The following is an 18,087-nucleotide window of genomic DNA, read 5'->3' as shown; positions in this document are numbered from 1 at the left end:
CTTTCTTTATGCAGCCATGTTGTGCAAAGTCAGGCTATGTAGCCCCGGTGTCATCGCCATGAAGCTTTGGTGATGCTTATATGACAGCCCTCGAGGAGCCTCTTATGCCCTGGCAAACCCTGATCGAACGTGGCGAGCGCCTGCCGGCCCATCCGGACCTCGCCGAAGGTTATTCAGCGTTGTTGCAACGCCTGGGACCGGTGACGCCGTTCGAGCTGGCCGTAACCGGGGCGCGGTTGATGGCGACACCGGGGCTGGCGTTCCTGGTGGGGTATCAGGCGGCGCTGCGGGTGCTTTGGCCCAGTGCGCCCCAGAGCCTCGGCGCCTTGTGTGCCACCGAACAGCGCAGCCTGCGCCCGGCGGACATGCACACCCGTCTCGACGACTTGCGCCTGAGTGGACGCAAGGATTTCGTTACCGCCGGCGACGCCGCCGAGTGGCTGTTGATTGCCGCTCGCTGCGAAGCGCCCGGTGAAACGCCACGGCTGAATCTGGCCGTGGCCTATGCGGGCGAGCCCGGCGTAACCCTGGAAAAGCTGCCCGCCATTGCCCTGATGCCGGACATCAGCCATGGCCGCGTGCTGCTCGACGGCGCGCTGTGCGAATTGCTGGCCGGTGATGGCTGGGACGCCTACGTCAAACCGTTCCGTACCCTGGAAGACCTTTATGTGCTCAGTGCGATGACCGCCTGGTTGTATGGCGTCGGGCAGGAATGTGCCTGGCCCCAGGCGTTGCAATTGCGCCTGCTGGCGTTGCTCGCCGGCTGCGCGGAGGTGAGTCGGCATAACCCTTCCAGTGTGGCCGGGCATGTGCTGCTGGGCGGGTTGTTCGCTCAGTTCCAAGGGCTCGATGGCGAACTCGACGCTGCCCTGGCCGCCGGGCCTGCGACGTGGCGCGAGATGTGGACGCGGGATAAAGGCGTGATGGAGATTGCGGCAGGGGCGCGGGCCAAGCGGTTGGCCAAGGCGTTGGGCTAGCCCTCCAAACGACCACCCGCCCGGTGGGAGCACCCAAACTCAAATTGTCATCAAGTCTGCATAGGCTCTGAAGGTTCAACCCTGCGAGCCCAAAGCATGTCCAAAGGCTGGTTCCTGATCCCGCTGCTGCTCACCCTGAGCGCCCACGCCGAAGACTGGCCCGGTGAGCAGTGGTCAACCGGCCCGACCCTCAGCGGCCCGACCATTGAAGCCCTGGAACAATACGCCTTCCCACCCCGGGACGATGCCAGCCGCGAAGGCATCCGCACCGACGCGCTGCTGGTGATCCAGGACGGTCGGCTGGTCTACGAACGCTACGCCGGACCGACCACTGCCAAGACTGCGCACCTGACCTGGTCCATCAGCAAGAGCCTGATGGCGACGGTGTTTGGCGTGGCCTACAGGGAAAAGCGCTTTGCCCTGGATGATCCGGCAGCCAAGTACTACCCGCCACTGAGCCGGCACCCGGGCCTGACCCTGGCCGATCTTTTCCACTGGGCCTCGGGCCTGGATTGGCAGGAAGACTATGAATACGCGCCGCTCAACTCCTCGGTGGTGGCCATGCTGTATACCCGGGGGCGTCGTGACATGGCGGCGTTCACTGCGCAGCATGAAAGCGCCAGCCCGCCGGGGCGGGCGTTCCGTTATTCCAGCGGTGACAGCAACGTGCTGGCGGCGGCCTTGAAAACCATCGTCGGCCCGGCGCGCTACCCCGACTATCCCTGGACGGCCTTGTTCGAGCCCCTGGGCATCCGCCACGCCACCTGGGAAACCGACGCCAGCGGCACGTTCGTCGGTTCGTCCTATGCCTACCTCACGGCGCGGGACCTGGCGCGTGTCGGGTTGCTGATGCAACGGGACGGTCGCTGGGGCGAACGGCAACTGGTCCCCACAGAGTGGGTCGCCTTCAATCGCGAACCTTTCGCCCACTTCCAGGCCGGCCAGGACGAAGCCGTACCCGGCGGGCATTGGTGGCTCAACCGCGCCACCGATCCGGCCATCCATCCTTGGCCCGATGCGCCGCCGGATACCTTTGCCGCGCTGGGTCATTGGGGCCAGGCGCTGTACGTCATCCCCAGCGCCAAACTGGTGATCGTGCGCTACGGCGACGACCGCGACGGCAGCTATCGCCATAACGAACTGCTCAAGCGCGCCATGGCGGCGTTTGTCGGGAGAGGGCAGCCATGAAGCGCAAGATCCTGCTTACCTTGCTGTCGGTGCTACTCATTGTCCTGCTCGGTTGGGTCTGGCTGGAGCGGGTGGCATTGCGGGCCTTCCCCGACATCATCAGCGCCTACACCGCCAAGGAGTACTGCTCGTGCCGCTATGTGATGGAGCAACCGGCGGACTATTGCCGTGGCTATGTGAAGCAGTCGGTGCCCATCAGCGACTTTCTCGAAACCGCTGAAGCGAAACGCATTACCGTCAGCGGGTTGGGACGTAGCCACAGTGCGCGGTGGGTTGGCGCGCGGATGGGGTGTCGGTTGGAGTAACTCGAGAACGGCGCGAACCTGTGGCGAGGGGATTTATCCCCGTTGGGTTGCGCAGCAACCCCAAACAGGCGATGCGGTCCGTCTGATAGGCCTCATCGTCAGCTATAGGGCCGCTGCGCGGCCCAACGGGGATAAATCCCCTCGCCACAGGAACTTGTGTGTTTCTGGAAGTTGTTGAAACAGACAGTTTGCAAGCGCCCTCGGCGCGGTTAAGGTTCGCCACAGGTTTATGTGCCCTGCGAGTGTGTATGTTCAAGCGGTTTTTCCCTCACGCTGCCGTCAGCTTGCTGCTGGCCGGCGCCGCGTTGCCAGCCCAGGCCGACTGGTACCTGGACGGCGAGTCGTCGCGGCTGTCGTTTATCAGCAGTAAAAATGGCAACGTCTCCGAGGTCCAGCGGTTCCTGGTGCTGCACGGTCAGGTCCAGCCCGAGGGCTTGGCACGCCTGGAAGTGGAGCTGGAATCCATCAACAGCGGCATTCCCCTGCGCGATGAGCGCATGCGGGCCGAGCTGTTCGAGATCAAGCAATTTGCCGACGCCACTGTCACCGCCAAGATCGACCTGGCGCCGATCCAGGACCTGGCCAACGGTGCGCAGTTGGAATTGCGCCTGCCGCTGACGGTGAACCTGCACGGTAAGCAGCACGAATACAACGTCGAACTGCTGGCGACGCGCCTGGATGAGCGCCGCTTCCAAGTGGTGACCCTGGAACCGGTGGTGCTCAACGCGGCGGATTTCGATCTGGCGCCGGGGCTGGAAAAGCTGCGAAACCTGGCCGGGTTGTCGGCCATTAGCCTCTCGGTGCCGGTGAATGCGGTGCTGATTTTCACGGCGCGCTGACATGAGCGGCGCGGTTTTTCCCTGGCGTGAAGGCAATCGCTTCGAGCTGTTGATCGATGGCCCGCAGTTCTTCCCGCGCATGCTGGTGGAAATCGCTCGAGCCCAGGAACAGGTCGAGCTGGAGCTCTATCTGGTGGAAGCGGGCGCTTGCGCCGAGGCGATGGTTCAGGCGCTGGTGCAGGCCGCCGAGCGTGGCGTTCGCGTGCGGTGCCTGTTCGATGACTATGGCAGCCTGGCGTTCACCCTGGCCCTGCGCAAGCGTCTGACCGAGGCTGGGGTGGAGTTGCGTTTCTACAATCGCCTGAGCTGGCGCCGCTGGGTGCGCAACCTTTACCGGGATCACCGCAAGCTGCTGTTGGTGGACCAACGCCTGGCCGTGGTCGGTGGTACCGGGGTGACCGATGAATTCTGGAACCCCCTCGACGACCGCAGTGAGTGGCACGAAGTGATGGTGGAAATCGTCGGCCCGCTGGTGCTCGACTGGCAGTTGCTGTTCGACCGCCAGTGGCTCGCCAACCGCCATCGGCGAGCGTGGAAACCGGCGTCCAACTTCGGCTTGCCGCGCCTGCCGCGCGTACCGCCGGTGGGCGAGGGCATGGGGCGGGTGGCGTATGCCGACGCCCGCCAGCATCGCGACATCCTGCAGTCGCTGTCGCGGGCATTGAACAGCGGCCAGAAGCGCATCTGGATGGCGACGCCGTATTTCCTGCCGACCTGGAACGTGCGCCGCTCCTTGCGCAAGGCCGCCGCCCGCGGCATTGACGTGCGCCTGCTGCTGACCGGCCCGCGCACCGATCACCCGTCCGTGCGCTACGCCGGGCACCGTTACTACCCGCGATTGCTCAAGGCCGGCGTGCAGATTTTTGAATACCAGCCGTGTTTCCTGCACCTGAAGATGGTGCTGGTGGACGACTGGGTCAGCATCGGCTCCTGCAACTTCGATCACTGGAACCTGCGCTTCAACCTGGAAGCCAACCTCGAAGCCTTGGACTCCAGGCTCAGCAGTGCAGTGGCCGCCAGTTTCGAGCGGGACTTCGCCCAGAGCCTGCAAGTCAGCCTCGACGCCTGGCAGCGTCGGCCGCTGTGGAAGCGCTTCAAGCAGCGGGTGTGGGGCTTGGTGGATCGGGTGGTGGTGAACCTTTTGGATCGACGCGGCTAGCCCGAACCCCCAGATACAACTGTGGGAGCGAGCTTGCTCGCGATAGCGGAGTGTCAGCCAATGTCGATGCGGCTGATCTGACGCCATCACGAGCAAGCTCGCTCCTGTTCTGAAGGTCAGAGCAACTCAAAACTCTGCTGCTTCACGTCCTGGGAATCCAGGCCGATCTGTACGTTGAACTTGCCCGGTTCAGCCGCGTACTTGAGTTGGGCGTTGAAGAATTTCAGGTCGTCCTCGGTGATGGTGAAGTGGATGACTTTCTTCTCGCCGGCCTTGAGCATCACCTTGCGGAAGTTCTTCAGTTCCTTCACCGGGCGAATGATCGAGCCGGTCACGTCCTGGATGTACAGCTGCACCACCGTTTCGCCGTCACGCTTGCCGGTGTTTTCCAATGTCACGCTGGCATCGAGCTTGCCGGTCTTGTTCAGCGTGGTCGACGACAGGGCCATGTCCGACAGGCTGAACTCGGTGTAGCTCAAGCCGTAGCCGAACGGATAGAGCGGGCCGGTGGTGTCATCGAAATACTGCGAGGTGTAGTTGCCCGGCTTGCCCGGCGTGAATGGCCGACCGATGCTCAAGTGGTTGTAGTAGGTCGGAATCTGCCCCACCGAGCGTGGGAAGGTGATGGGCAGTTTGCCCGATGGGTTGTAGTCACCGAACAGCACGTCCGCGATGGCGTTACCGCCTTCGGTGCCGCTGAACCAGGTTTCCAGGATCGCATCGGCCTGCTGCTTTTCTTCCAGCAACGACAGCGGACGGCCATTCATCAGCACCAGCACCAGCGGCTTGCCGGTGGCCTTCAGGGCCTTGATCAGCTCGCGTTGGCTGGCAGGAATGTTCAGCTCGGTACGGCTCGACGATTCATGGGACATGCCACGGGACTCGCCTACGGCGGCCACCACCACATCGGCATCCTTGGCGGCTTTTACCGCTTCGTCGATCAGCACCTGGGCCGGACGCGGGTCGTCTACCACTTCCGGGGCATCGAAGTTGAGGAAGTTCAGGTAGTCGAGCACCTTCTTGTCGCCGGTGATGTTGGCGCCACGGGCGTAGATCAGCTTCGAGTCAGCGCCCAGGGCGCGGGTCATGCCATCGAACAGGGTGACCGATTGCGCAGGACGCCCGGCGGCGGCCCAACTGCCCATCATATCGATCGGTGCCTTGGCCAACGGACCGACCAGGGCGATCTTCGCGGTCTTCTTCAGGGGCAGGGTCTGGTTGCGGTTTTCCAGCAGGACCAGGCTGCGGCGCGCCACGTCACGGGCGTCGGCGCGGTGCATGCGGCTTTCGGCGTAGGTGTCGGCCGGGTCGTCCTCGGCCTTGCCGATGCGCAGGTACGGGTCCTTGAACAGGCCCATGTCGTATTTGGCCGCGAGCACTTCCCGTACGGCGTTGTCGATGTCGCTCTGCTCGATTTCACCGGCCTTGAGCAACCCTGGCAGTTCCTTGCCATAGAGCGAATCGTTCATGCTCATGTCGATGCCGGCCTTGATCGCCAGTTTTGCCGCTTCGCGACCGTCCTTGGCGACGCCGTGCTTGATCAGTTCGAAAATGGCGCCGTGGTCACTGACCGCCAGGCCCTTGAAACCCCACTCCTTGCGCAGCAGGTCGTTCATCAGCCAGGTGTTGGCGGTCGCCGGCACGCCGTTGATGGAGTTCAGCGCGACCATCACCCCACCGGCACCCGCGTCGATGGCGGCGCGGTAGGGTGGCAGGTAGTCCTGGTACATTTTCAGCGGGCTCATGTCCACGGTGTTGTAGTCCCGGCCGCCTTCCACCGCGCCGTACAGGGCGAAGTGCTTGACGCTGGCCATGATGCTGTCGGCTGCGTTGGCGCCGTTGCCCTGGAAAGCCTTGACCATCACCCCGGCGATGCGCGACACCAGGTAGGTGTCCTCGCCGAAACCTTCGGAGGTGCGGCCCCAGCGTGGGTCACGGGAAATATCGACCATCGGCGCGAAGGTGATGTCCAGGCTGTCCGCTGCAGCTTCCTGGGCGGCGATGCGGCCGGAGTGGTAGATCGCGTCCATGTCCCAGCTCGAGGCCAGGGCCAGGGGGATCGGGAAAATCGTGCGGTGGCCGTGGATCACGTCATAGGCGAAGAACATCGGGATCTTCAACCGGCTGCGCATGGCCGCGTCCTGCATCGGACGGTTTTCATCGCGCGTAATGGAGTTGAACGTACCGCCGATGTTGCCGGCGGCGATTTCCTTGCGAATCATCTCCCGGGGCATTTCCGGGCCGATGCTGATCAGGCGCAATTGGCCGATCTTCTCTTCGAGGGTCATCTGCTTCATCAGGTTGCTGATGAACGCATCCTTGTTCTCTATGGGGGCTGGCAGGTTGTCGGCTAATACGGATTGACTGGCCAGACTGACAAACAGGCCCAGCAAACACAGCTTCTTCATGAATAATTTTCTCGCAAGCCTAAAAGGGCGGTGATCAGGCCACGCCGGTCGGCCAAAATATAAGGAGCGGCTATTGTTGTTCAGTTAAATGCAGCACACTTTCGAACCCATTGGGCTGAACTTAGTTTCGCACTGCGCATCTTTTAGCCCATCGACCCGTTTCAATCCAGTGCGGCGGCAGATTATGCCCCAGGTGCCGGTGAGATAGGTGGCCGTGTTTTTCCAATGTCATGCAAGGGAGAGCTCCACCCGATGAATCCACGACTGAACCACCTTCGCAGCTTGCCGATGCTGGCCCTGATGCTGCTCACCACGTTACTGGCCGGTTGCGGCATCAATAACATCCCGACCCTGGACGAACAGGCCAAGGCCGCTTGGGGCCAGGTGCAGAACCAGTACCAGCGCCGCGCCGACCTGATTCCCAACCTGGTGGAAACCGTCAAGGGCTACGCCCAGCACGAGCAGGAAACCCTGACTGCGGTGATTGAAGCGCGGGCCAAGGCCACGTCGATCCAGGTCGACGCCAGCACCCTGGACAACCCGGAAAAACTCAAGCAGTTCCAGCAGGCCCAGGACCAGTTGACCGGCGCGTTGAGCCGGCTGATGGTGGTGTCCGAGCGTTACCCGGACCTCAAGGCCAACCAGAATTTCCTGGCGTTGCAATCGCAGCTCGAAGGCACCGAGAACCGCATCGCCGTGGCCCGCCGCGACTTCATCCTGGCCGTGCAGAAGTACAACACCGAAATCCGCACATTCCCGGGGCGCCTGTGGCACAGCGTGATGTACAGCGACCTGCCGATCCGCGAAACCTTCGAGGCCACCAGCCCCAATGCCGAGAAAGCGCCGGAAGTGAAGTTTTGATGGAGCAGCTACAGGCTCCAAGCTACAAGCCGCAAGCACAGGTCCTGCGCACTGCTTTTGCTTACGGCATGAAGCTAGCCGCTCGCAGCTGCGCCTTTGTGCTGTTGCTCTGGGTGTTTGCCATCACGGCCCAGGCCGAGCTGAAGTTTCCGGCATTGACCGGGCGGGTGGTGGACGCCGCCCAGATGCTCGAACCGTCGGTGAGCGCGCAACTGGAAGCGCAGCTCAAGGCCCATGAACAGGCCACCGGCGAACAGGTGGTGGTGGTCACGCTGGCGGACTTGCAAGGCAGCAGCATCGAAGACTTCGGTTATCAACTGGGGCGCCACTGGGGCATCGGGCAGAAGGATAAAAACAACGGCGCACTGCTGATCGTCGCCCGGGATGACCGTAAACTGCGCATCGAGGTGGGCTACGGCCTGGAGGATCGCCTGACCGACGCGCAGAGTTCGGTGATCATCAACCAGGTGATCACCCCGGCTTTCAAGACCGGCAACTTCAACAAAGGCATCAGCGACGGCGTCGCGGCGATGCTGGTGGTGCTGGGCGGCAGCCCGCTGGACGAGCCGGCGCCGGCGTACAGTGCGGACGGGCAGCAGGAGCAGGGCGATTTTGTCGAGCGCCATCCCGGGCTGTTCATCTTCCTGGTGATACTGTTTATTTTGACGATATTGGTCTGCCAGATGCTCGGTATCCTGCCGACCGGGAGTGGTGGCTCCAGCCGTTCGGGCGGATCCGGTGGAGGCTTCGGCGGCGGGGGCGGCGGGGGCTTCAGTGGTGGCGGTGGCAGTTTCGGGGGCGGCGGTTCGTCGGGCGGCTGGTGACAATAATAATGAGCAGGCATTTCTAACCATGGCATTACTGACTGAACACGAACAACGCAAGGTCGCCGAGGCCATCGCCCGGGTCGAGCGGCATACCGACGCTGAACTGGTCACGGTGCTGGCCGCCCGCGCCGACGACTACGCCTATATCCCGCTGTTATGGGCCAGCCTGCTGGCCCTGGTGGTGCCCGGCGTGGTCCATTACCTTTCCGGCTGGCTGACGATGCACAGCCTGTTGCTGGTGCAGTGGGTCAGTTTCATTGTGTTGTGCCTGGTGTTTCGCATCCCCAGGATCACCACGCATCTGATCCCCCGTTCCGTGCGTCACTGGCGGGCCTCCAACCTGGCGCGCCGGCAATTCCTCGAGCAGAACCTGCACCACACCGTGGGCAGCACAGGGATGCTGATCTTTGTCTGCGAGGCTGAGCGGTACGTGGAAATCCTGGTGGACGAAGGCATTTCCAAGCGCCTGGACAACACATGCTGGGATGCCATCGTCGCAGCGTTCACCCAGCAGGTTCGCCAGGGGCAGACGTTGCAGGGTTTCGTGACCTGCATCGAAGCTTGCGGCGAATTGCTCAAGGAGCACGTGCCGGTGACCCAGGAGCGCAATGAACTGCCGAATAGGTTGGTGGTGCTGGGCTAAAACTTCGGTCATGGCAAGAGCGCTTGTGTGGCGAGGGAGCTTGCTCCCGTTGGACCGCGAAGCGGTCCCCATCGGTTCTCTGTCGGACATCAACTTTTCCAGGCGACTGCTTCGCAGCCGAGCGGGAGCAAGCTCCCTCGCCACATGAACCCCGCTGCTTGCAACAACGTTGGTCATCGCGGAGGGGGCATTAGCCGAATTCGCACCGTCCGGGAAATTCTCCGTGCCCTCGCACCCCATCCCCCCTAAAATACCCGCCATTCTCCGATTCGCCCGCCCCGAGGCCGTTTGTTCATGTCCGCCACTGCAACCCCCGCCCATCACGCGCCGGATCACCACGCCCAGTTCATCGAGTTGCTGAAAACCAGTCTCGAACAGAATGCGTTCATCAAACTGGTGCTGGCCAAGTACGTAGGGGACGAAGCGGACCTCCAACGGCTGATCATCAAGCAACTGACGGTCAAGGACCAGCCGTGCCTGTCCTTCGTCTACCGCTACAAGACCCGCGATATCACCAAGAATTTCCCTGTAGCCGAAGGGGTGGAAACCATTGCCGGGCTGTTGCCGGCATCGTTCAAGAACGCACATTTGCTGGCGGTCACCGACGAGGCGCAGCTGGAGTACAGCAAGAAGGGCAAGAGCTCGTTGTTCAAGAGCAAGCCCCAGCAACTGCGGGAAGTGCCATCTGCCGAGCACAACCGTGAGAAAAATCGCTTCCTCGACCTGAACCGACCATTTTTGGCCGACCTGGGCGTGACCAACCACAAGCACGAGCTGATTCCGGCGATGTCGCGCAAGTGGAAGCAGATCAACAAGTTCATCGAGGTCTTCAGCCATGCACTGACGTCTTCGCCGCTGGCCCTGGACAAACCGGTGCGGGTCTCGGATTTCGGCTCGGGCAAAGGCTACCTGACGTTCGCCATCCACGATTACCTGCGCAACACCTTGCAGGCCGAAGGCGTGGTGACCGGTGTCGAGCTGCGCGAAGACATGGTCAAGCTGTGCAACGAAGCCGCCGCGCGCCTGGAACACCCGGGCCTGAGCTTCCAGCACGGCGACGTGCGCAGCGTGGCGCCGAGCGCGGTGGACGTGATGATCGCCTTGCATGCCTGCGACATCGCCACCGACTACGCGATCCACATGGGCATTCGCTCGGGCGCCTCGATCATCATGTGCTCGCCGTGCTGCCACAAGCAGATCCGCCTGCAGATCCAGAGCCCGGCCTTGCTCAAGCCAATGCTGCAATATGGCCTGCACCTTGGCCAGCAGGCGGAAATGGTCACCGACAGCTTGCGGGCGCTGTTCCTGGAAGCGTGCGGCTACGAGACCAAGGTCTTCGAGTTCATCTCCCTTGAGCACACCAACAAGAACAAGATGATCCTCGCGGTCAAACGCGCCGAACCGGCGGACCCCACCGAGCTGCTGGCCAAGATCCAGGAGCTCAAGGCTTTCTACCACGTTACCGAGCATTGCCTCGAAACGCTGCTGCGAGCGGATGGATACCTCGCCTGACATCACTGACATCCTGTGGGAGCGAGGTGCATCCCGTCAGGTAATCGGCGCTTATCCCTCATCTATTGACGTAGCGGGCTACCTTTAATGCGTTAACCACCCACGCAGCCCCCCAAAGGAGCCCTTCCCATGGCCGCCAAGAAAATCCTCATGCTGGTCGGCGATTACGTCGAAGATTATGAAGTCATGGTGCCGTTCCAGGCCCTGCAGATGATTGGCCACACCGTGCACGCCGTGTGCCCGGACAAAACCGCCGGGCAGACGGTGCGCACGGCGATCCACGATTTCGAAGGCGACCAGACCTACAGTGAAAAACCGGGGCACTTGTTTGCCCTCAACCATGACTTCGCCAACGTCCAGGCCGCCGACTACGACGCGCTGTTGGTGCCGGGGGGACGAGCGCCGGAATACCTGCGCCTGAATGAAACCGTCCTGCAACTGGTGCGCGATTTCGATCTGGCGGGCAAGCCGATTGCCGCGGTGTGCCACGGTGCGCAATTGCTGGCGGCGGCGGGCATTCTCGAAGGGCGTGAATGCAGCGCCTATCCGGCGTGTGCTCCGGAAGTCCGACTGGCGGGCGGGACCTATATCGACATTCCCGTGTCCCAAGGCCATGTCCAGGGCAACCTCGCCACTGCACCGGCCTGGCCTGCGCACCCGAGCTGGCTGGCGGGTTTCCTGACGCTGCTGGGCACGGCCATCACATTGTAATAACGCTGCACAGCGGACTGGCAGGGCAAGCGCGGCGGGTCTTTACTCTCGGGGCATGTCTTCATTGCCAGGAGAAAAATCATGTCCGGATGGTACGAAATCAGCAAAAGCAGCAGCGGCCAGTTTCGGTTTGTACTCAAAGCGGCCAACGCCGAAACGATTCTGACCAGTGAGCTGTACACCACCCGCAGCGGTGTCGATGGTGGCATTGCTTCGGTGCAGAAAAACAGTCCGTTGGCCGAGCGCTATGAACTCAAGAACACCAAGGACGGCCATCCGTACTTCAACCTCAAAGCGGCCAACCATGAAGTGATTGGCAGCAGTGAAGCTTATTCATCGGATGCGGCCCGGGACAAAGGCATTGCCAGCGTCAAGGCCAACGGACCGACGACGGTGATCAAGGACAAGACCGTGGCGGCGCTTTGAATTCATCCCTGTGGCAGCGAGCTCCCTCGCCACCATTCACTGAAGTCGGGTTTCCAGGTCATGCCAGCTCTGGTTAAACCTCCACCGGCACCGACAGCTTCGGATCGCCCAGCGGGTGGCTCTTTGCATCGAAGAAGCGCAATTGCACCTCCAGCCCCTGGAACACCTTGGCGTAATGCCGCTTCTGATGCTGGATGAACGCCTGGCTACGGGGATAGATCGAAATCGCCACGGTCTTCGGTGCGGCCAGGCGCAGGGCTTGCACGATGTGCTTGTCCTGCTCGCCCAGGGCATGGCCGAACAGGCACAGGTTGTCGCCGTGCTGCAGCAACTGGTCGTAGCAGAACGACAGGTAATCGCTGCTGCGGATGGTCTTGAGCTTGTCCTGGCTTGGGCCTTCGTTGACGAACAACGGCACGTCGTCGAGGGTCTTGATCGTGTTGTTGATGGCGAAACTGCCCAGCAAGGTGCCTTCGGTGGAGGTGAGCTTGCGCGCCGTGCCGTCCTGGTTGCGCACCAGGTGCAGGCCGCCGTGCAGGTACAACAGGCGTGGTTTGTCGGTGGTCGCCTGGCTCAGGTCGAAATTGTGATCATCGCCGAAGAACAGGTCGCTGATGCTCTCGGGCGCCTGCTGGATCGCCCAATGGTTGAGCAGGTCGTAGTTGGTGGTGAACACCGTGCGGTAGCGGCTCAGCTCCTGGTTGAGCGTCGCCAGGGTCGAGGGTTGCACCAGGCGCCATGGGATGTGCACCGCATGCACAGTGTTGATCAGTGCTTCCTTGATCGCGTAATAGCGATTGCGCGGCGCGGCGGAGCTGACGGCCAGGGCCTTGTTGACCCGACTGGTGGTTTTAAGCGCAGCGAGTACCTGCTCGAAACTGCGCGTCTGCATCGCATCGAACACGCTCAGCTCCGACGGGCTCAGGGGTTTCTCCTCGACGGTGCGGGCATTTTCGAACAGCGAGTCATAGCCGAAATCATCCCACACTGCGCGGCTGGCCCCATTGCCCACCAACAGGCCGCTGAAGGCGGTGTCGGCGCGCAAGGCCTCCCAGTCTTCGAGCCGGGTGTCGTATTCCTGGAAATCGGTCATCGCAAGGATCATCTCAAAACGTGGCAAAGGCAGGGCGCGACTTTATCACGACCCAGTCTTGAGCCAGATCAAGATGCGTCATGACTAGTCGGTCATTCTGTAAGCCCTGCCGATCCGGCCTCAACCAGGAGCGTGACCCCATGAGCAGCACTTTTTTCATTCCCGCCGTGAACATCATGGGGCTGGGCTGCCTCGATGAAGCGATGACCGCTATCCGCAACTACGGCTTTCGCAAAGCCCTGATCGTCACCGACGTGGGGCTGGCCAAGGCCGGCGTCGCCACCAAGGTGGCCGAATTGTTGGCGATACAGGACGTCGACTCGGTCATTTTCGACGGCGCCAAGCCCAACCCAAGCATCGCCAACGTCGAGCTCGGGCTGGGGCTGCTGAAGGAGAGCCAGTGTGATTTCGTCGTGTCGCTGGGTGGCGGTTCGCCCCACGACTGCGCCAAGGGCATTGCCCTGTGTGCGACCAACGGCGGGCAGATTCGTGACTATGAAGGCGTCGACCGTTCGAGCAAGCCGCAGCTGCCGCTGATCGCCATCAACACCACGGCGGGCACCGCCAGCGAAATGACCCGTTTTTGCATCATCACCGACGAGACACGCCACGTGAAAATGGCGATTGTCGATCGCAATGTCACCCCATTGATGTCGGTGAACGACCCGGCGCTGATGGTGGCGATGCCCAAGGGCCTGACGGCCGCCACCGGCATGGATGCACTGACCCACGCGATCGAGGCTTATGTCTCCACCGCCGCTACCCCCATCACCGATGCCTGCGCCCTGAAGGCCATCACCCTGATCAGCAACAACCTGCGCCTGGCCGTGCGTGACGGCAATGACCTGACCGCGCGGGAGAACATGGCCTACGCGCAGTTTCTCGCGGGGATGGCGTTCAACAATGCATCGCTGGGTTTCGTGCACGCGATGGCGCACCAGTTGGGTGGCTTCTACGACCTGCCTCATGGTGTATGCAACGCGGTGCTGTTGCCTCATGTGCAGAGCTTCAATGCTTCGGTATGCGCCGTTCGGCTGACCGACGTGGCCCATGCCATGGGCGCCGATACACGCGGTTTCAGCCCGGAAGAGGGAGCCCGGGACGCCATTGCGGCGATCCGCAAACTGGCCCTTGACGTGGACATTCCGGCCGGTTTGCGTGACCTGGGCGTACGCCTCAACGACGTACCGGTGCTGGCCGCCAACGCCTTGAAAGACGCCTGCGGCCTGACCAACCCACGGGCGGCGGACCAGCGGCAGATCGAAGAGATTTTCCGCAGCGCGTTCTAGGCTTTGTATGAAAAGTCGCCGAGCGGCGATCAGGCAAGGCGAAAACAGGCGAGGAAGCGGAGTTGACTGGTTGTCAATGAGCATTCCGAGCCTGTTTTCAACGCAGCATGATCGTCGCGCAGGCACTTTTCGTACAAAGCCTAAGCGACCCGGGGTGGCACGAACTTCACACAGAGCATCGCCGCCGCCCCCAACAGTGCGCATAACGCCGCCAGCGGCCAGGCCTGTTGGCTCAACAACAGGCTGGCCATGGCACCGATCACCGAGGCCATCAGTTGGTGCAGGAACCCACTCAACGCCATGGCATAGGCGCCGGCCACCGGTGAGCCTTCGTTGGCCAGGGACAGGCTGATGGGGTAGATCAACGACTGGCCAAACACCGCGAAGCAATACGGCAGCCAGAAGAGCAGCGCAATACTGCTCAAGGTGAGGCTGCCTGCCAGCATGCTCATACTCCCGCCCAGCACCAGGGCAATGCCCCAGCCCATCATTCGCCGTTGACCGGTACGCAATACAAAAGCATTCACCACCAGCGCCCCAAGCAAGTACGCCGCACTGACCGGCCAGCCCAGCAGGCCGTATTCAATGGGTGACCAGTGGAAGCTCTCCTGCAGGATCAGTGGCGCGGCGGTGTTGAAGGCGACGATCACGCCGTAACCCAGCCCACCGGCCAAGGCCGGCAGCAGGAACGCGGGTTGTCGCAGGATGTGCCCGTAGATGCCCCACGCCGATTGCCCGTTGCCGGTTTGCACCAGCATCGGGAACCTGGCCCGGGACACCGCCGCTGCCATGGCCAGGCTGACGGCGCCCAAGCCTAGGAAAATCGCCTCCCAGCCGAAAACGGCCTGGATCAGCGAGCCCAGGTACTGGCCGATACCGAGGGCAATCACAAAGGCGATCGATATCCATGACAGTGCCTTGGCCAACAGGTCGCCGCTGAAACTGTCCCGAATCAGTACCCGCGCCATCACCGAGATACCGCTGGCACCGATGCCCTGGATCAACCTGAGCGTCAGGAACGCCTCCACGGTTGTGCCCAGCGGCAGGGCCAGGTTGCCCAAGCCGTACAACCCCAAGGCCGCCAGCAAGACCGGCTTGCGCCCCAGCCGTTGGCTCAGGCTGCCCCACAGCAACATGGGCAGCGCCATGCCGATCAGGTACACCGACAAGCCCCAGGAAACCCGGGACGCATCGGCGCCCAGGTCCCGGGCGATATCGGGCAGGGCCGGCAAGTAGATGCTCATGCCCAGCTGGGCCAGGAAAACGGTAGTGCAAGTGACGATCAGGGTTGTACGGTTCTTCATCGAGCGTCCTGTCTCAAGGGCGGATGTCACGCCCGTGGGTCAGCAGCAGTTCGGTGATCTTTTCGCAAAACGAGCGAATCACGTTCGGCTCCATGTCGGCGCGCAGGGTGATGCGTATGGCGGCTTTGCCTTGCGGCACCACGGGAAAAAAGACCGCTGAAGTGAAATACCCCAGTTCGGCCAGTTCGACGGCCAGGCTGTTGGCCAGGGCTGCTTCACCGCAGGGCACCATGCGGATTGCCATGGGATTGCCACGCTGTTCAGTGCGCACGAGGCTGTCGAAGAAGCGGATATTAGCTTGCAAACGTTCCTGCAGGGCGCTGAATTCTCGACTGCGGTGCAGGCGTATCGACGCCATACCGGCGCCGATGGCCGCTGCGTTCAGGCTCTGGGACCAATTGCTCGGCCCACCGTAACGCTGCACCAGCGCTTTGTGCCGCTCGCTACCAAACATGACCATCCCGCCACTGGCCCCGAATGACTTGGCCAAGGACGCAACGATCAGGGTGCGTTCATCCACGGCCGGGACGCGCGAACGGACCAGGCCTGCGCCGGACTCCCCGACCGCAGACAGCGCGTGGGAGTCATCCAGATAAAGAAACAGGCCATAGCGTTGCTTGAGATACATCAGGCTGTCCAGGTCCGCCAATCCGCCCATGCTGTAGGCGCTGTCGGCCACGTACGCCACGCAGCGCTGGCGTTTGCACAGGTCTTCGATGAAGTCCATGTCGTTGTGCGGGCACGTGACGACCTGGGTTTCATCGGCACAGGCGGCCTTGCTGTGGTTCATCGAGTAATGGGCATGTTTGTCAAACACCATGACCGGCGAACAATGGTTGGTGAATGCACCGCTGGCCAGCAGCGGCAGGATTCCGGCGCTTGCCGCACTGCACGACAGGGCACTGAGGCAACTGGCGCCAAACAGCTCCGACAATTGGGTTTCGTACTGGTCCAGGATCGCCAGTTTGCAGCGATTCCTTGAGTTGGCGACCCGCAGGGTCCCGGTTTCCCACAGGGCCGTCATGGCGCCGTCCAGCAATGCGGGGTGATAGTCCAGGCCCAGGTAGGACGTGGTACAGAAATGATGAAAGGTACGACCGTATTGGTCGACCAGCACATTGGGTGTCTTGACCTCGACATTCAGCCCTGAGACCTTTCCGGCCTCGGTGCCCTGCCAGTTCTGGTCTGCCAGGGAAATCACCTTGCGGTAGTGGGTGAAGTGATGGGGTGCTTGAGCGGTCTGGTTCATGGTGCGATTACATTCCTTGGTGAATGGTGCTGTCCGTGGGGTGTTTCGATAGCGGTGTGTTTCCAGACTTTACAGATTGTTGTGCAGGGCTTTGAATCGGCTGTTTCTGGCGTGTTTGAGTGTCACTGGAGAGTTCTGCGTAGGACTTTGCCTAGGGCCTTGGACGGGGAATCCGTCGGCGATGTCGGAGCTTGGAAGTACCCTGGGTTCGCCCCACGCCCACTGGGTTATCACTCTTTTCTGAAGGTGGTTTGCTGATGCTCTCAGGCTTCAATCATCTGACCCTTGCCGTCACCGACCTGGATCGCAGCGTGGGTTTTTATGGCGAGCTATTACAGCTGCGTCTCGAAGCCAAGTGGGACCGCGGGGCCTATTTGTCGCTGCCGGGTTTGTGGTTGTGCCTGGCTTTCGACCCATTGCGCCGGCCCCAGCCGGCGGCGGACTACACCCATTACGCTTTCAGCATCACTGCCGAGGATTTCCCGGAACTGGTGGCGCGGCTGAACGCGGCCCAGGTGTCATCATGGCGCGACAACCGCAGCGAGGGTGATTCGTTCTACTTTCTCGACCCGGACGGGCACAAGCTTGAAGTGCATGTGGGCGACCTGGCGTCGCGGTTGAAGGCTTGTCGACAGGCACCGTATGCCGGTATGGCGTTTTTTACGGAGTGACGGGGTTGCGTTGAAGCGAGTGGCTGCACCTACCAGGCGTTGGGCGGCAATCGTCGCGTATGGAACAGTCGCAGGATTTGCACACGTCCGTGGCGAACGCGATAGGGCATCAGGTATGGGCGGTCGGGGACAACCCATTCACGGGTGCCAGCCAGGCGGCCTTCACGACCGGACGCAGGGAATTGAGCAAGTTGCTCGACGCTCATGAGGATTGCCTTGACGAAGTGCGCTGCTGCTTTTGGATTGTCCAGCGCAATATAAGCGGCTTCGTCGTCCAGATTCTTGAGGGCAGTACGCAGCCACTCAACCTGCATTGTTCATCCATTTTTCGGCAATCGTGCTGACATCCTCGGGACTCGCGAAGTCACCTGCATCTGCCTCATGCAAGGCTTCTTGGATTTCCTTGATCTGCCAGGCTTCACGGGCTAGGTATTCGCGTAGCGCATCGACGGCCAGGAATGATTTGCTGCGCCCGGTAGCCTTGGCCAATACCGCCAGGGTTTCGGCGACGTCATCGGGCAAGCGCAATGACATGATGGACATGATGATCTCGTTGTAGTGGTTTGTAATACAACATACTACATCGTCCTTGAAGTGTGGCCAGTCCCGTTGGTCTCCATCGTTT

At 61.8% G+C, this 18,087-nt stretch carries 19 protein-coding genes; 13 read left to right on the top strand and 6 right to left on the bottom strand.

What is annotated here, in order from left to right; genetic code table 11:
- The first annotated feature begins 104 nt into the window (after positions 1-104).
- The 5 genes from BM300_RS07840 (at position 105) to BM300_RS07820 (ending at position 4,468) form a co-directional block, all read left to right on the top strand.
- Positions 105-977: an acyl-CoA dehydrogenase family protein gene (locus tag BM300_RS07840; RefSeq protein WP_092148725.1), complete on the top strand. Its 873-nt coding sequence runs from the start codon at positions 105-107 to the stop codon at positions 975-977.
- Positions 978-1,073: 96 nt separating this feature from the next.
- Complete coding sequence (locus BM300_RS07835) at positions 1,074-2,165, top strand: serine hydrolase domain-containing protein (protein WP_092462458.1); 1,092 nt, start codon at positions 1,074-1,076, stop codon at positions 2,163-2,165.
- Entirely contained in the window at positions 2,162-2,470 is a 309-nt protein-coding gene (locus BM300_RS07830; RefSeq protein ID WP_092224930.1) for an amidase, read from the top strand. Before BM300_RS07835 ends, BM300_RS07830 begins: the two co-directional genes overlap by 4 nt.
- 248 nt (positions 2,471-2,718) lie before the next feature.
- Positions 2,719-3,309: a YceI family protein gene (locus BM300_RS07825; protein ID WP_063322575.1), complete on the top strand. Its 591-nt coding sequence runs from the start codon at positions 2,719-2,721 to the stop codon at positions 3,307-3,309.
- Between the two features lies 1 nt (position 3,310).
- Positions 3,311-4,468 carry a phospholipase D-like domain-containing protein gene (locus BM300_RS07820; protein WP_092148713.1) on the top strand — a complete coding sequence of 386 codons (1,158 nt, stop codon included), beginning with the start codon at positions 3,311-3,313 and terminating at the stop codon, positions 4,466-4,468.
- Between the two features lie 116 nt (positions 4,469-4,584).
- On the opposite strand, the gene bglX is transcribed toward BM300_RS07820, so the two are convergent.
- On the bottom strand, positions 4,585-6,876 hold the full coding sequence (gene bglX, locus BM300_RS07815; RefSeq protein WP_092148710.1) for a beta-glucosidase BglX: 2,292 nt from the start codon (positions 6,874-6,876) through the stop codon (positions 4,585-4,587).
- A gap of 252 nt (positions 6,877-7,128) precedes the next feature.
- Between bglX and BM300_RS07810 the strand changes: the two genes are divergently transcribed.
- The 6 genes from BM300_RS07810 to BM300_RS07785 all read left to right on the top strand — a co-directional run bounded on the left by BM300_RS07810 (position 7,129) and on the right by BM300_RS07785 (position 11,856).
- Complete coding sequence (locus tag BM300_RS07810) at positions 7,129-7,737, top strand: LemA family protein (protein ID WP_003198691.1); 609 nt, start codon at positions 7,129-7,131, stop codon at positions 7,735-7,737.
- 68 nt (positions 7,738-7,805) lie between these two features.
- Positions 7,806-8,561 (top strand): TPM domain-containing protein, encoded by a 756-nt coding sequence (locus BM300_RS07805; protein WP_092224938.1) that lies wholly within the window; start codon positions 7,806-7,808, stop codon positions 8,559-8,561.
- 28 nt (positions 8,562-8,589) lie between these two features.
- Positions 8,590-9,207, top strand: coding sequence for a TPM domain-containing protein (locus tag BM300_RS07800; RefSeq protein WP_092148707.1), 618 nt, complete (start codon positions 8,590-8,592; stop codon positions 9,205-9,207).
- Positions 9,208-9,501: 294 nt separating this feature from the next.
- On the top strand, positions 9,502-10,719 hold the full coding sequence (locus BM300_RS07795; RefSeq protein ID WP_092224926.1) for a class I SAM-dependent methyltransferase: 1,218 nt from the start codon (positions 9,502-9,504) through the stop codon (positions 10,717-10,719).
- A gap of 129 nt (positions 10,720-10,848) precedes the next feature.
- Positions 10,849-11,430 carry a DJ-1/PfpI family protein gene (locus tag BM300_RS07790; RefSeq protein ID WP_092462456.1) on the top strand — a complete coding sequence of 194 codons (582 nt, stop codon included), beginning with the start codon at positions 10,849-10,851 and terminating at the stop codon, positions 11,428-11,430.
- 81 nt (positions 11,431-11,511) lie between these two features.
- Positions 11,512-11,856, top strand: coding sequence for a YegP family protein (locus BM300_RS07785; protein ID WP_057449704.1), 345 nt, complete (start codon positions 11,512-11,514; stop codon positions 11,854-11,856).
- Between the two features lie 73 nt (positions 11,857-11,929).
- Here BM300_RS07785 and BM300_RS07780 read toward each other — a convergent pair whose 3' ends face one another.
- A complete protein-coding gene (locus tag BM300_RS07780; RefSeq protein WP_092148701.1) occupies positions 11,930-12,949 on the bottom strand; it encodes a DUF4917 family protein in 1,020 nt (339 codons plus the stop codon).
- A gap of 140 nt (positions 12,950-13,089) precedes the next feature.
- On the opposite strand from BM300_RS07780, the gene yiaY reads away from it, so the two are divergent.
- Entirely contained in the window at positions 13,090-14,238 is a 1,149-nt protein-coding gene (gene yiaY, locus BM300_RS07775) for an L-threonine dehydrogenase (RefSeq protein WP_063322567.1), read from the top strand.
- A gap of 140 nt (positions 14,239-14,378) precedes the next feature.
- Here the strand turns inward: yiaY and BM300_RS07770 are convergent, their stop codons facing one another.
- Together BM300_RS07770 and BM300_RS07765 are read right to left on the bottom strand one after the other, a co-directional pair.
- Positions 14,379-15,542 carry an MFS transporter gene (locus BM300_RS07770; RefSeq protein ID WP_092347027.1) on the bottom strand — a complete coding sequence of 388 codons (1,164 nt, stop codon included), beginning with the start codon at positions 15,540-15,542 and terminating at the stop codon, positions 14,379-14,381.
- 13 nt (positions 15,543-15,555) lie between these two features.
- Complete coding sequence (locus BM300_RS07765) at positions 15,556-16,791, bottom strand: aminotransferase class I/II-fold pyridoxal phosphate-dependent enzyme (RefSeq protein ID WP_063322565.1); 1,236 nt, start codon at positions 16,789-16,791, stop codon at positions 15,556-15,558.
- Between the two features lie 257 nt (positions 16,792-17,048).
- On the opposite strand from BM300_RS07765, the gene fos reads away from it, so the two are divergent.
- Positions 17,049-17,462 (top strand): fosfomycin resistance glutathione transferase, encoded by a 414-nt coding sequence (gene fos / locus BM300_RS07760; protein ID WP_092347030.1) that lies wholly within the window; start codon positions 17,049-17,051, stop codon positions 17,460-17,462.
- Positions 17,463-17,491: 29 nt separating this feature from the next.
- Here fos and BM300_RS07755 read toward each other — a convergent pair whose 3' ends face one another.
- Positions 17,492-17,776 (bottom strand): type II toxin-antitoxin system RelE/ParE family toxin, encoded by a 285-nt coding sequence (locus tag BM300_RS07755; protein WP_092347033.1) that lies wholly within the window; start codon positions 17,774-17,776, stop codon positions 17,492-17,494.
- Positions 17,766-18,005: a CopG family ribbon-helix-helix protein gene (locus BM300_RS07750; protein ID WP_063322563.1), complete on the bottom strand. Its 240-nt coding sequence runs from the start codon at positions 18,003-18,005 to the stop codon at positions 17,766-17,768. The genes BM300_RS07755 and BM300_RS07750 overlap by 11 nt, the downstream gene beginning before the upstream one ends.
- Positions 18,006-18,087 lie beyond the last annotated feature (82 nt).

The sequence above is a fragment of the Pseudomonas sp. NFACC46-3 genome, from assembly GCF_900114515.1.
GTDB lineage: Bacteria > Pseudomonadota > Gammaproteobacteria > Pseudomonadales > Pseudomonadaceae > Aquipseudomonas > Aquipseudomonas fluorescens_Q.
This window is presented reverse-complemented; position numbering and strand designations above follow the sequence as displayed.